Annotated in this window: 11 protein-coding genes; 2 read left to right on the top strand and 9 right to left on the bottom strand. The window is 61.1% G+C overall.

Features of this window, described 5'->3' with window-relative positions; genetic code table 11:
* Positions 1–13: 13 nt before the first annotated feature.
* Both purQ and purS read right to left on the bottom strand, forming a co-directional pair.
* On the bottom strand, positions 14–697 hold the full coding sequence (gene purQ, locus WMP96_RS06205) for a phosphoribosylformylglycinamidine synthase subunit PurQ (protein WP_301716360.1): 684 nt from the start codon (positions 695–697) through the stop codon (positions 14–16).
* On the bottom strand, positions 698–940 hold the full coding sequence (gene purS / locus WMP96_RS06210; RefSeq protein WP_049360085.1) for a phosphoribosylformylglycinamidine synthase subunit PurS: 243 nt from the start codon (positions 938–940) through the stop codon (positions 698–700).
* Positions 941–1,172: 232 nt separating this feature from the next.
* Here purS and WMP96_RS06215 point away from each other — a divergent pair, with 232 nt between their 5' ends.
* Positions 1,173–3,950 carry an ExeM/NucH family extracellular endonuclease gene (locus WMP96_RS06215; protein WP_340432419.1) on the top strand — a complete coding sequence of 926 codons (2,778 nt, stop codon included), beginning with the start codon at positions 1,173–1,175 and terminating at the stop codon, positions 3,948–3,950.
* 213 nt (positions 3,951–4,163) lie between these two features.
* Here WMP96_RS06215 and WMP96_RS06220 read toward each other — a convergent pair whose 3' ends face one another.
* The 5 genes from WMP96_RS06220 to purD form a co-directional block, all read right to left on the bottom strand.
* Positions 4,164–4,847: a DUF2334 domain-containing protein gene (locus WMP96_RS06220; protein ID WP_023019880.1), complete on the bottom strand. Its 684-nt coding sequence runs from the start codon at positions 4,845–4,847 to the stop codon at positions 4,164–4,166.
* Positions 4,848–4,903: 56 nt separating this feature from the next.
* Entirely contained in the window at positions 4,904–7,027 is a 2,124-nt protein-coding gene (locus WMP96_RS06225) for a S9 family peptidase (protein ID WP_301716362.1), read from the bottom strand.
* Between the two features lie 52 nt (positions 7,028–7,079).
* The gene (locus tag WMP96_RS06230) at positions 7,080–7,973 is read right to left on the bottom strand and encodes a phosphoribosylaminoimidazolesuccinocarboxamide synthase (protein WP_340432422.1); all 894 of its coding nucleotides are present in this window, start codon (positions 7,971–7,973) and stop codon (positions 7,080–7,082) included.
* A gap of 134 nt (positions 7,974–8,107) precedes the next feature.
* The gene (gene purB, locus WMP96_RS06235; RefSeq protein WP_023019883.1) at positions 8,108–9,538 is read right to left on the bottom strand and encodes an adenylosuccinate lyase; all 1,431 of its coding nucleotides are present in this window, start codon (positions 9,536–9,538) and stop codon (positions 8,108–8,110) included.
* A 41-nt stretch (positions 9,539–9,579) separates the two neighbouring features.
* Positions 9,580–10,854 (bottom strand): phosphoribosylamine--glycine ligase, encoded by a 1,275-nt coding sequence (gene purD, locus WMP96_RS06240; RefSeq protein ID WP_340432424.1) that lies wholly within the window; start codon positions 10,852–10,854, stop codon positions 9,580–9,582.
* 35 nt (positions 10,855–10,889) lie between these two features.
* On the opposite strand from purD, the gene WMP96_RS06245 reads away from it, so the two are divergent.
* The gene (locus WMP96_RS06245; RefSeq protein WP_023019885.1) at positions 10,890–11,321 is read left to right on the top strand and encodes an HIT family protein; all 432 of its coding nucleotides are present in this window, start codon (positions 10,890–10,892) and stop codon (positions 11,319–11,321) included.
* On the opposite strand, the gene WMP96_RS06250 is transcribed toward WMP96_RS06245, so the two are convergent.
* Complete coding sequence (locus WMP96_RS06250) at positions 11,318–12,823, bottom strand: sensor histidine kinase (protein ID WP_239205521.1); 1,506 nt, start codon at positions 12,821–12,823, stop codon at positions 11,318–11,320. The genes WMP96_RS06245 and WMP96_RS06250 overlap by 4 nt on opposite strands.
* 12 nt (positions 12,824–12,835) lie before the next feature.
* Positions 12,836–13,540 (bottom strand): response regulator transcription factor, encoded by a 705-nt coding sequence (locus WMP96_RS06255; RefSeq protein ID WP_023019887.1) that lies wholly within the window; start codon positions 13,538–13,540, stop codon positions 12,836–12,838.
* Positions 13,541–13,722: the final 182 nt, after the last annotated feature.

The raw sequence follows: 13,722 nt of genomic DNA on the forward strand, positions 1-13,722 counted from the left end.
GAAAATGGCCTCCTTAAACCGCCGGCGCCTGGGCGACGGCCTTGATGGCGGATACGAAAAGTCCCAGTCCGTCGGTGGATGGGCCGGTTAGCGTGTCAATGGCGTGCTCGGGGTGCGGCATTAGGCCGACGATGCGGCCGGACTCATCGCTCACACCGGCAATGCCGTTGACGGAGCCGTTGTAATTGTCGGTATAGCGGAAGACCACGCGGCCCTCGCCTTCGATGCGGGCGATATCATCATCACCAGCCTGGAAGCGGCCCTCACCGTGCTTGGCGGGCACCAGGATCTTCTGGCCCTGCTCAAACTCGCTGGTCCATGCGGTGGTGGAATTGGCCACCTCGAGGTAGGTATCGGTGCAGTGGAAGTGCAGGCCCTTATTGCGGGTCAGCGCGCCCGGCAGCAGACCCGCCTCGGTAAGGATTTGGAAGCCATTGCAGATGCCAAGCACCGGCATGCCCTGCTTCGCACGATCGATAACGGACCGCATCACCGGCGCGAGCGCGGAAATCGCACCCGAGCGCAGGTAGTCACCATAAGAAAAACCGCCCGGCACTACGACCGCATCCACGCCGTGCAGATCCGTATCTGCGTGCCAGAGGCTTTTCGCCTCTGCGCCGGCGGTGCGGGCAGCGCGAGCGGCATCCACATCATCCAGGGTTCCGGGGAAAGTGATTACTCCGATTGTGGCGGTCACTTACTTGACCTCCAGCCCAACAACCTCGTAGTCCTCGATGACGGTATTGGCCAGCAGTGTGGCGGCTACCTTATCTAGGTCCTCTGCGGTTACAGAGTCGTCGACCTCGATTTCGAAGCGCTTTCCCTGGCGCACATCGCTGACACCGGATACCCCGATGCGACCCAGCGCGCGGACGACGGCTTGGCCCTGCGGATCCAGAATCTCCGCCTTGGGCATGACATTGACAACTACACGAGCCATGAAATATTTGCCTTACTGTATGGGGCTTTGGTCTGCGCGGCTTAGTCTAGTTGGCACCCCCGCCTTTTACCTAGACTCACCCCCGCTGTGTGGGTTTCACCCCGGTTGGGCAAACTCTACGTGAACCCCAAACGACGCTCTAGCAAACTTCGGCGTGCGCTCCCGCCTGGCCTGGCGCGGTGCTCTACTAATAGACGACGCACACTGTCGCTCTCTTTTTAAGGTTGAATCTATGTCTTCTCGCCGCCTCGGCGCGCTGGCACTTGCCACCGCCTTGTCTTCTGCCGCCCTTGCCGTTCCTACCGCCACGGCCGCAACCGATGGCTCCGCTGCCGTCATCTCCGAGGTCTACGGGGGAGGCGGCAATAAGGGCGCTGCCTTCACCCATGACTTCATCGAGCTCTATAACCCCACCGATGCTCCAATTGAACTGACCGGATACACCGTGGAGTACTTCTCCGCCTCCGGCAACACCGGCGGCAAGGTGGGGCTTTCCGCCACCATTGCCCCGCACGGCTACTTCCTGGTGCAGGGCGCGGCCGGCAATGGCGCGGGCGAGGCCCTGCCTGCCCCAGATGCCGAGGGCAGCCTCAATATGTCCGGCTCCAAGGGCTCCGTGCAGCTTGCCGACGCCACCGGTACCCCCATCGACGCCATCGGCTACGGCGCCGCTTCCCTCAAGGAAGGCACCGCCGCCGCTGGCCTGTCCAATGCCAAGTCCGCCTCCCGCGACGCCGCGGGCACCGATAGCGATGACAACGCCGCCGACTTCACCACCGGCACCCCTACCCCGACCAATTCCGGTAACGAGGCCCCTGCCCCGCAGCCTGAGAATCCGGCCGAGCCCGAGCAACCTGCTCCCGAGGGCGTCACCGCCATCGCGGATATCCAAGGCACCGGCGCTGAGTCCCCGCTCAAGGACCAGACCGTTGCCACCGAGGGCGTCGTCACCGGCGTGTGGTCCGAAGGCGGACTCAATGGCTTCACTATTCAGACCGGTGGTACTGGCACCGAGGCCACCGATGCCTCCCAGGCCCTCTTCGCGTACATGGGTGATAAGCCAGCCGACCAGTACCCGGACCTCGAGGATTCCGTTGCGGTCACCGGCAAGGTCTCCGAGTTCTATGGTTCCACCCAAATCACCGCCTCCGCGGTCACGCAGCTCGATACCCCGCTAGAGAAGGTCACCCCGCTCAAGGTGGACCAGCTTCCCGATGGCAACGAGGCCCGCGAGCCCTTCGAGCACATGCTCATCCAGCCCGGAGAACACACCGTGACCAATAACTACTCCCTCAACCAGTACGGCGAAGTCGGTCTCGCCCCTGGCAAGGAGGCCTTCCGCCAGCCTTCCGATATCTTTCCCCCTTCCACGGATCCCAATTCCGATATCCAGAAGCTGACCAAGGACAACGCCGATAAACTGGTCACCTTGGACGATGGCCGCACCCGCGATTACCTCAAAACCGACCAGGAAACCCCGCTGCCGTATATCGCCCAGGATGATGCCCAGACCATCAGATCCCTGCGCACCACCGATACCGTGTCCTTCCAGCACCCAGTCATCGTGGGCTTCTCTCATGAGCAATGGCGCTTCCAGCCCACCACCCCGGTCACCGGCAACACCGCGGGCGCAGACCTGCCCATCTCTTGGGAGAACTCCCGCGAGGCTGAGCTGCACGCCATCGATGACGTCAAGGGCGAATACACCATCGGCGCCTTCAACGTTTTGAATTACTTCACCTCCCTGGGCGAGGAATTCGGCGGCAGCGCCTACACCGATCGCGAGGGCAATAAGGTCACCGTCAATCGCGGTAAGACCCGCGGCGCCTATACCCAATCCGCACTCGCGGACCAGGAACGCAAGATTGTCGCGGCCATCAACGGCCTCGATGCCGATGTCATCGGCCTTTCCGAAATCGAAGATGGCTACGCTGTCACCGGTGACTTTGCCCAGCGCGATAAGGCACTCAAGCACCTGACGGAAAAGCTCAATGAGGCCGCCGGCTCCGATAAGTGGGCCTTCGTTCCTTCCCCGTCCAAGGACGCCGTACCAGACTCCCCGGATGTCATCCGCACCGCGTTTATCTACCACAAGGATGTGGTGAAGCCTGTCGGCGAGTCCCGCATCTTCCAGGACGATCGCTTCACCGGCACCGCCCGCGAGCCTCTTGCCCAGGAATTCCAACCGCTAAAGGAGGGCGAGGAGTCCTTCGTTGCCGTGGCCAACCATTTCAAGTCCAAGGGCTCGGTGGCCAAGGGCGATGCCGATTCCGGCGATGGCCAGGGCAATAACCCGAACGTGCGCAACGCGCAGGCACAGGCCGTCCTCGATGCCCTCCACAAGCAGGAAGACTGGAAGGATAAGCCACTTTTCGCCCTAGGCGATTTCAATACCTATACCCACGAGACCGCGCTCGACGTCTTCCGCAACGATGGCTTTACCGTGCCCGCCGAAAAATATGGTGCCGATCCCTCCTACCAGTTCTCCGGCCTGCTTGGCACCTTGGACCACGTGCTGGCAAACAAGGTAGCCACCGGCACGCTTGACGACGCCCAAGTCTGGAACATCAATGCCGACGAACCCGTCGCCTTCGAGTATTCCCGCCGCAACTACAATATCGTCGACTTCTACGATGACTCCCCGTTCCGCGCCTCTGACCATGACCCAGTCAAGGTCGGTTTCACCCTCGGTGCGGACGACTCCGCCGGCCAGCCAGACGATCCTGCGGATGATCCTGCAGATGATCCGGCGGATAAGCCTTCCGATGAACCTTCCGATAAGCCAGAGGACAAGCCGTCAGAAAAGCCCGGTAAGCCTGGCTTCGGTTCCAACTCCAGCACTAGCTCTGTCGGCGCCGGTATCGCCGCTGCCATCGCGGCTATCGCCGGCCTCGTCGCCATCCCCGGCTTCCTCGCTGTGACCGGCAATCTCCAGAAGGCCATCCCGGCCCCGATCTGGGGCATGCTGCCGCAAGAAGTAAAGAACTTCATCACCAGCCTGCAGCGCTAATCGCCCACAGACGCAGACCCCGCTCGCTTCGGAGAAATCCGAAGCGTGCGGGGTCTTAATTTTTGCGATTTCAACGATTTCGTCCATCTAAAACACTACAACCGTTGACGGAAACAGGGTTTTAGATGGACGAAATCGTGCTACCGGACATAGACACCACCAACCATCCCCGCCACTTTTGTTCGCAGAACCTCTGACGAGGGAATGCGCTCCCTAATTTGGCAGGAAGGCGCCATAATCGGCAGGGGTCGCCCCAGCGTTAATAGCCCGGTCGGCAGCTTTGACGAAGTCATGGATCACCTTGCGGTCATCTAGGTTGCGGCCGGACACGGACAGGCGAACGGTATTGCCGCGCTGCGCGGACCGCTCTGCTGCACGAATGATGTTTTTGCGCCACCACTTAGCGGAGCCAAAGCCCTCGCCAAAGGACAAGTTACGGGCCTGGTGGAATTTGCCGGAATTGATCTGCAAAACACCGCGGGTAGAGGCTGCCACCTCAAACTTAAACTGTGGCAATACCTGCAGGGTGCCGGGAGACATGCGCCAGCGCGGCGGGGCGAAAATTGTGGGTTCGAAGCCGATCTTGGCCATCTGACGGGTCGCACCCGCGAGTCGCAGCTTTGCCTCGTGGGAGTCGAGATTCGCAAACTCTGCACGACGTCCCTGCACCGAGCGGTCGAAACCGTTGAGGATGAGTATGCGGCCGGCATCGGCTTGGTCTCGGAGCCAGCTTTTGGTGTCTTTATCTTTCGCAAGGTGCCAGTTGCCGTCGATATGCGGGGCAATAAGCAGGGAAACAGGAATCTCCTCTCGATCAAGGATCGAGAGGAGCCGGCTAGCCTGCTTCCGTGTGTCATCAAAGATGCTGGAGATCGATACCAGAAGGTGGCCATTCATAAGAAAAATTATCGCACAGGAATTCAGGATTCGCGCGCTGGCCCCCTATCCGGGTTTTACTTCTCCAGACCGGTAGCCTTATTGATCGTCCACGCATACTCAAAGGCGTTTTGGCGCCACTTTTCATAGCGGCCGGACACGCCGCCATGGCCTGCGGCCATTTCGGTTTTGAGCAAGAACTCGCCGCCGGTGGCCGTCGTTCGCAGCTGGGCGATCCACTTGGCCGGTTCAACATAGAGCACGCGGGTGTCATTGAGCGAGGTAATGGCCAGGATGTCCGGGTAGTCTTTGGCCTCAATATTCTCGTACGGCGAGTAGGACTTCATGTAGTCATAGACCTCAGGATCGTGGTACGGGTCGCCCCATTCCTCCCATTCAGGCACCGTCAGTGGAAGCTCTGGCATGAGAATGGAGGTCAGCGGATCAACAAACGGCACGACGGCCTGGATGGCGGTGAAGCGATCCGAGGCCATATTGGCAATAGCACCCATAAGCATGCCACCGGCCGAACCGCCCTCGGCCACCATCTGGTCAGCGGTGGTCACCCCGCGGGCAATGAGGTCATCAGCGACGTCGATGAAGTCGGTAAAGGTGTTTTTCTTCTTGAGCATTTTGCCATCGTCGTACCATGTGCGCCCCATCTCGCCGCCGCCGCGCACGTGGGCGACCGCAAAAATCATGCCGCGGTCCATCAGGGACAGGCGGGTCACGGAGAAGGCCGGATCCACGCTGACCTCATAGGAGCCATAGCCGTAGAGCAGAGTCGGATTCGGCTGGGTGCGGTCAAGATCGGCGCGATGAACAATGGAGACGGGGATGTCGGTGCCGTCGGCAGCCGTGGTCCACAAGCGGTAGGCCACATAATCATCCGGATTATAACCACCGGGAACCTCTTGCTCCTTGAGCAGGGTGTACTCGCCGGTGTCCACGCGGTAATCGAAAAGCTGGGCGGGCTGGGTAAAGGACACATAGCTTACGCGAAGCACCGGCGCGTCCCACTCCGGGTTACCAGATACGGAAACGGTGAAAAGCTCTTCGTTGAAGTTGAGCTCTTCGAATTCGCCAAAGCCGTCGTTAATGCGCATGATGGCGGCACGGCCGATGCCGCCGCGGCGGTAACCCACCACAATTTGGTCGCGGTAGGTATCCACGCCCTCGATGCGGGTGGTTTCCTTATGAGGCAGCAGCGCGGGCAGATCCCGGAGAGCGGGCAGCTCGCCGTCGGCCTTGGTATAGCCTACCTCGAAGTTGGGGCCGGTGGCATTGTGGGTGACAATCCAGTAGTTCTCGCCCTTGACGACGGCGTGATCGACGTCGTAGTCCACGCCGGATTCACGCTCCCACAGCAGGCGGAAGTCGCCCTCGGGGTTGTCCTCTTCGAGCACCCATACCTCAGAGGTCACCTTGGAGCTTATGCCAAGGAAGAGGTACTTATCAGAGCGGGCGCTGCCGATGCCGACGTTGAAGTGCTCGTCATCTTCCTTAAACACCTGCACGTCCTCGGACTGCGCGGTGCCTACCTTGTGGCGCCAAATGGTATCGGGACGCCATGCATCGTCGACGGTGGTGTAGAAAATAAAGCCGTCTCCGGCCCAGGTAGCGCCGTAAAAGATGCCCTCTAGGTGGTCGTCGAGAAGCTCGCCGGTCTCCAGGTCCTTGATGTAGAGTTCAAAGCGCTCATCTCCGGCAAAATCCACCGAATAGGCTAGGTAGCGGCCAGAATCAGAGATGGAGGCGGCACCGAGCGCGAAGAAGTCCTTCCCCTCGGCCAACGCGTTGGCGTCGAGGATAATCTCTTCCCCGTCCGGGGTGCCTTCCTCCGGGATAATCGGGGCGGTCCAGGGATCAGAACCCTCCTCTACCGGAAGGCGGCAGGAATAACCGTAGCTCTTACCTTCCTCAGTGCGGCCGTAGTACCAGTAATCGCCGCGGCGGGAGGGCACGGACATATCAGTCTGTTTGATGCGGGACTTAATCTCCTGGAAGATATTCTCCGTCATCTCCCCCAAGTGCGCGGTCTTCGCCTTGGTGTAATCATTTTCGGCGTTGAGGTAATCCAGGGTTTCCTGGGATTCCTTATCGCGCAGCCACTCGTAGTTATCCACGAACTCCCGGCCGTGGAAGGAACGGGTCACGGGGTGGACGGCGGCTACGGGGGCGGAAAGATTCTCGTTGCTCATGCCGTCCCACTGTACGCGTGGCACCCCGTGGTGCGGGAGCTTCGGCGGGGAGTTAGTCCTCGGGCGAGAGGAAATCAGCGAAATGCTTGCCGGACAGCCGCTCGTAGGCCTCGATGTAGCGCAGGCGGGTGGCGGAAACGACGTCGGCAGGCAGCTGAGGCGGGGTGCCGTCGGCGGCTTGGTCCCATCCGGAGGCGTCGGAAGTCAGCCAATTGCGCACATACTGCTTGTCGAAGGATGGCTGAACCTCGCCCTCGACATAAGAATCAGCCGGCCAGTAGCGGGAGGAATCTGGGGTGAGGACCTCATCGGCCAGCACGAGCGTACCGTCCTGGTCGAGGCCGAACTCGAACTTGGTATCGGCGAGGATGATTCCCTTTTCCTCCGCAAGCGCGGCGGCCGTGGAATAGATGCGCAGGGTGGCCGCGCGTAGCTCCTCGGCGCGCTCGGCGCCTAGCTTGTCCACCACGTAGTCGAAGGACACGTTCTCATCGTGCTCGCCCTGTTCCGCCTTGGTGGCCGGGGTGAAGATGGGCTCGGGCAGGCGGGAAGCCTCCTCGAGGCCATCTGGCAGCTCGATGCCACACACGGTGCCATTGGCCTTGTACTCCTTCAAACCGGAGCCGGTGAGAAAGCCGCGGGCCACACACTCGAAGGGCAGCATGTACAATTTCTTGACTACCATCGCGCGGCCGAGGCACTCGGCAGGGATGCGCTCATCATCGAGCGGGCCGGCCAGGTGGTTGGGAAAATCGATGGAATCGAAGAAGAATTTCGAGGTCGCGGTCAGCACGCGACCTTTATCCGGGATGGCCGGCTCTAAGGCGTGGTCGTAGGCGGAGATGCGGTCCGAAACCACCATCAGCAGGGTGTTTTCGTCTACATCGTAGATATCGCGGACCTTGCCGGAGGCAAGATGGGTATATGAAGAAAGCTCAGGACGCATGGCTTTCATTCTAGCGCCCAGGGGTGGCGAGTAGGTTTCGATCAAATAAGCCCCGAAATCCGCGCGGGATCCGGGGACTATTTGATCGAAATGCGAAGGGGGCTGGAATTGCGAAGGGAGCCGGAAAATGCGGGCTAGAGGATTTCGCCCGGGGTATAGGCGGCGGCCTTGGGGTGCTCGCCTACCAAGGCGTTAATGCGGTTGAGCACCTGGTTGACCTGGGACTCGGCAGCGCCGATGAAGGCGTGCTTATCGGCCAGGGCGGCCTCGAGGTCGGACTCGTCCATGGGCAGGCGGTCATCGGCAGCAAGGCGCTGGACCAAGTCCTGCTCGCCGCCGTTTTCGCGCATATTAAGCGCAACGGCTACGGCGTTTTCCTTGATGACCTCGTGGGCAGTCTCGCGGCCCACGCCGGCACGCACGGCCGCCATGAGGATGCGGGTGGTAGCCAGGAAGGGCAGGTAGCGCTCCAATTCGCGGTCAATCATGGCGGGGAAGGCACCGAACTCGTCGAGGACGGTGAGGAAGGTTTCGAATTGGCCGTCGAGGGCAAAGAAGGCGTCGGGAAGCGCGACGCGGCGGACGACCGAGCAGAAGACATCGCCTTCGTTCCACTGCTGGCCGGCCAGGTCTGCGGCCATGGTGAGGTAGCCGCGGAGGATGACCTGCAGGCCGCCGACGCGCTCGCAGGAGCGGGCGTTCATCTTGTGCGGCATGGCAGAAGAGCCGACCTGGCCTTCCTTGAAGCCTTCGGTGACGGTCTCATTGCCTGCCATCAGGCGGATGGTAGTTGCCAACGAGGACGGGGCGGCGCCGAGCTCCACTAGGGCGGAGATGGCGTCGAAGTCGAGGGAGCGTGGGTAGACCTGGCCCACGGAGTTGAAGATGCGGTGGAAGCCCAGGTAATCCGCGATGGCGGTCTCCAGGGAGGCAAGTTTGTCTTCGGAGCCGCCCATGAGATCCAGCATGTCTTGGGAGGTGCCCATCGGCCCCTTAATGCCGCGCAGCGGGTAGCGCGCAAGAAGGTCTTCGACGCGCTCGATGGCCAGCAGCATCTCGTCGCCGGCCGTAGCAAAGCGCTTGCCCAGGGTGGTGGCCTGCGCGGCCACATTATGGGAGCGGCCGGCCATAACCAGGGACTGGTACTCGGCGGCGTGACGGCCGATGCGGGAGACCACGGCGATGGCCTTATCGCGGATGATCTCCAGCGAGGTGTGGATTTGCAGCTGTTCCACGTTCTCGGTGAGATCACGGCTGGTCATGCCCTTGTGGATATGCTCATAACCGGCCAACGCATTGAACTCCTCGATGCGGGCCTTCACATCGTGGCGGGTCACGCGCTCGCGCTCCGCGATGGACTCGAGGTTCACGTCTTCCACCACGGCCTCGTAGGCATCGATGGCTTTGGAGGGGATGTCTACGCCCAAATCCTTTTGGGCGCGCATAACCGCAATCCAGAGCTTGCGTTCCAGAATGATTTTATGCTCCGGGCTCCAGATATTGGACAGCTCTGCGGAGGCATAGCGGGAGGACAGGACGTTGGAAATCTTCTTCTTTTCAGCCACGTGACTATTATTCCATGCCTGCCCCACCGCGGGGTGAAGGATTAGAGAGAAATCTCACCGTCTTCTGCTCGCTTGCCGATGTCTCGGCGGACAAAACCACCCGCAAACTCGATGCCGTCGACGGTGGCGTAGGCGTCGGCACGTGCCTCGCCCAGCGTGGAGCCCTTGCCCAGCACGCTAAGCACACGGCCGCCCGCGGTGCGGTAGGCGCCATCGGTATGCACGGTGCCGGCATGGAGGACGCGCTGCGGATCGTCCAAGGCGGCGCCAGAGATGGCATCGCCCTTGCGCGGGGAGGCCGGGTAGCCTTCGGCCGCCATGACAACGATAACGGCGAAGCCATCCTCCCATTCCAGCGGCGCGAGCTCGGCCAGGGTGCCAGTCGCAGTGGCGTGGAGGGCCTCGGCTAGTGGCGACTTGAGAAGGGAAAGCACGGCCTGGGTCTCGGGATCGCCGAAGCGGCAGTTGAACTCGACTACGGCCGGGCCTTCTTCGCCCCACGCCAAGCCGGCATAAAGCAGGCCGGAATATGGAGTGCCGCGGCGCACCATCTCCTTGGCCACAGGGACGCAAACCTCGTCCACGATGCGCTGCACGCCCTCCTCCGGCAGCCACGGCAACGGGGTGTACGCACCCATGCCGCCGGTATTGAGGCCTTCGTCGTTGTCATAGGCGCGCTTGTGGTCTTGAGCTGGCAGCAGCGGGACGACGGTCTCGCCGTCGACCAGGCAGAAAAGCGAAATTTCAGGTCCATCGAGGAAAGACTCCAGCAGCACCGGATTGCCGGTGGCAAGGACGGTATCTACGTGAGCGCGGGCAGCGGCGCGGTCCGCGGTGACCACCACGCCTTTGCCGCCGGCAAGACCATCGTCTTTGACCACAAACTGTGGGCCGAAGCGGTCGAGCGCGGCCTCAATCTCTTCCTCGGCCGCACCTGGGCGTAGCTGTTCCGCGCGAGCGGTCTTGACTCCTGCCGCCTCCATAACGTCTTTGGCAAAGGCCTTGGATCCCTCGATCTGGGCTGCTTCCTTGCTGGGGCCGAAGACCGCGATGCCGGCGGCGCGCAGGGCATCTGCCACGCCAGCAACGAGCGGCACCTCGGGACCGATGACGACGAGATCTGCGGCGATATCCCGGGCCAGTTCTACCATGCGGTCCACGTCATCTACCTGGGAGTATTCCGGGTGGACCGTGGCGAGAGTGGACATGGCCGCGCTGCCCGGCGCGGCGTGGATTTCGGTGCTCTGGGGGTCGGCGGACAGGCCCTTAACAAGGGCGTGTTCACGGCCGCCCGAACCAATTACGAGAATGCGCATGCCCACCATCATAACCAGCGGGTAGCCTGGCACACATGGCTTCTGTATTTAGCAAGATCATTAACGGTGAACTACCCGCTCGCTTTGTCTACCGCGATGAGACCTGCGTGGCTTTCCTCTCCATCGAGCCGCTGCGCTACGGCCACACCCTGGTCGTGCCCATCGAGGAAGTAGATAAGTGGACCGACCTGGATCCGCAGACCTGGGCCCACCTCAACGAGGTCGCCCTGGAAATCGGCGGTGCCATCAAGACCGCGTTCAATACCCCGCGCACTGGCTATATCATCGCCGGATTCGACGTCCCGCATACCCACATCCATCTCTTCCCTACCGAGAAGATGGAAGAGTATGACTTTGCCAAGGCCTTCGACGCCGATAACACCGACGATGCCGCGATGGATGAGGCGGCCGCCCGCATCCGCCAGCACCTAGGCTGCAACGAGGAAGGCTTTCGGGAGGAGGACTAGGACTCAGAGGGGGCGTCGGCAAGCGCGGGCAGGCGCACCGTAAAGGTGGTGCCGCGGCCGAGCTCGGAGTCGACGCTAATGCTGCCATCGTGCTGTTCCACTAGGGAGTGGACGATGGCCAAGCCCAAGCCGGAACCGCCGGTATCGCGGGTGCGAGAGGTATCCGCGCGGTAGAAGCGCTCGAAGATATGCGCCGCATCTTCTTTGGACATGCCTTTGCCATCATCGATGACATCGACCAGCACGTCATTAGCTTCACGGCGCAGGCGCAGCGTCACCGTGGCCCCCTCGCCGCCGTGGCGGATGCCATTGGTCACTAGGTTAAGCAGCACCTGGTGCAGGCGGCTGGCATCACCATTGACCACGGGGATGGACTTGGCATCATTGGCCACCGAAATCTCGCGGCCGGGGAAGGCCGCACGCGCGGACGAGCCTACGGACAGGGCCAGTTCCAATAGATCCACCGGACGCAGGTCAAGGCGTGTACCCTCGGCGCGGGTAAGCGCCAGCAAATCCTCCACCAGCAGGGACATGCGCTTCGATTCATCATCGATCTTAGAAAAGACCATGTCCACGTCCTTGGTGGCACCGGAGCGATAAAGCTCGGTATAGCCGCGCAGGCTAGTAAGCGGCGTGCGCAGCTCGTGCGAGGCATCACCTACGAAGCGGCGCATCTGTTCCTCTTTGTCCTGCGCACGCACGACGGAGCGCTGTAGCTGCCCCAGCATAATATTGAGCGCGGCGGCCAGCTGGCCCACCTCGGTATGCAGCGGCCACTTGGGAACGCGCTTGTCCAGGTCGCCCGCCGCGATTTCCGACGCCGTCTTTTCCACCACCCGCAGCGGCCGCAACGCCCTGCGGATAAACCAGAATCCCACGGCCGCAATGGCGGCCAAGGCGATGGCGGCGATGGTCACCTGCACCATCGCCAGGCCGTGCAGGATTTCCTTTTCATGGGTCATATCCTTAGCGATGACCGTGATGACGCCATTAGAATCCGCAAAAGCCAGCGCGCGCCACTTGGTATTGTTCTCGATGGACCCAACGGTGGTGGGATAGCCGCCAAGCGGGATATTCTCCGCATTCGGTGTGGTCGAAGACGGCCCCGAATAGCGGATGGTGCCATTGGGCAGGTAGTTCAGCACCACGTATTCGGTAGGTGGGCGCTTAGTGTGATCACCGATAAAGAAGTCATTGCTGATATCGCGTGCCCACGTAGTCGATGCGGAGCGCAGCTCATCATCGACGTTATTAAAGAGCACATTGCGCATAATGGAGTTCACCGCAAAGGACGAGCCTGTAATACCCAGCCCAGAGACTACGACAAGGAGGATGACCAACCACGTTCGCAGCGGCATTGCCTGCGGAATCTGGGAAAACATCCGCCGCTTGGAGGACTTGTCCTCCCCCTCGTCTTGCCCTAGGCCTTCATGCCACATGGATTGCGGGCGCGCTGCCGCCGGCGCAGGCGCCTGGCCCTGGGTCTCCTGTGAATCTTCCATTACTACAGCACTTTAGGAGCGCGGGGTGCGCAGTACATAACCCACGCCGCGCACGGTGTGGATCAACTGGGTATCGCCCGTATCAATCTTGCGGCGCAGGTAGGAGATATAAGACTCGACCACGTTGCCATCGCCGCCGAAATCGTAGTGCCACACGTTATCCAAAATCTTGGACTTAGACAGCACCACCTCTTTGTTCTGCATGAGGTAGCGCAGCAGATTGAACTCAGTGGGGGAAAGCTCGATGAGCTCACCGGCCTTGGTGACCTCATGGGTGTCATCATTAAGCGTCAAATCTGCGTAGCTCATGGTGGCGTCGTTGGTGGATTCTTCCGCCGCACCACCGCGGCGCATGATGACACGCAGGCGGGTAATGACCTCTTCCAGGCTAAATGGCTTGGTCACATAATCATCCGCGCCGATGGTCAGGCCGTGGATGCGCTGGTCCACCCCATCCTTTGCCGTGAGGTACAGCACTGGGCCGTCCAGCCCCTCCTGACGCAGCTTTCCTAGCAGCTCGAAGCCGTCCATGCCCGGCATCATCACGTCCAGGATGTAGGCATCAGGGTTTACCTCACGGGCTACGCGCAGCGCCTCGTGGCCGGAATTGGCGCTGAAGACCTCGAAGTTCTGGAACTTCAACGATACGGTGAGCAGCTCCACGATATTGGGCTCGTCATCGACGACAAGAACCTTGGCGAGTTTTTTGTCTTCCATGTTCTCCTCAGACTCCCTTAAAGGTTGCGATTTTCTATCACGCAATCATGACACGCTTGCTTCCCAGCCTACTGAAGAGTTTCTGGCTGAATCCTGTGAACATAGATGCTCGCTCTGGTCGCCGCAAAAGAAAACCACGCCCCTCCCCTAGTGAGGAAGAGCGTGGTAGTTAGCGCGGCGCG

It is taken from the genome of Corynebacterium sp. KPL4035, from assembly GCF_037908325.1.
In the GTDB taxonomy this organism is placed as follows: Bacteria; Actinomycetota; Actinomycetes; order Mycobacteriales; family Mycobacteriaceae; genus Corynebacterium; species Corynebacterium kefirresidentii.